The organism is Bacillus sp. GbtcB10 (genome assembly GCF_019091365.1).
Classification (GTDB): domain Bacteria; phylum Bacillota; class Bacilli; order Bacillales; family Bacillaceae; genus Bacillus; species Bacillus altitudinis.
Genome location: NZ_JAGXJP010000417.1, coordinates 1 through 233 on the forward strand (window position 1 = coordinate 1; position 233 = coordinate 233).

General features: G+C 30.9%; 1 pseudogene. It reads left to right on the forward strand.

Going from position 1 to position 233, the window contains the following annotated elements:
- A pseudogene (locus KVT11_RS20695) lies at nucleotides 1-233 on the forward strand (phage portal protein); the annotation flags it as partial.

Genomic DNA, 233 nt, shown 5'->3' on the forward strand with positions numbered 1-233 from the left:
AATTAGTCAATCTGAATTTAGAGTAAGAAATGGTAAAGCATTTAAGAAGGATGAGCTTTATTATCGATTAAATGTAAGACCAAATAAGAATATGACCGCAAGTACCTTTTGGGAAAGGTTTGTTCGCAAACTTATTTATGATAATGAATGTTTAGTCATACAAGCAGATGATGGTGATTTACTTATTGCAGATGGATTTCAACATAATGAGTATGCTGTGTTTGAAGATACTT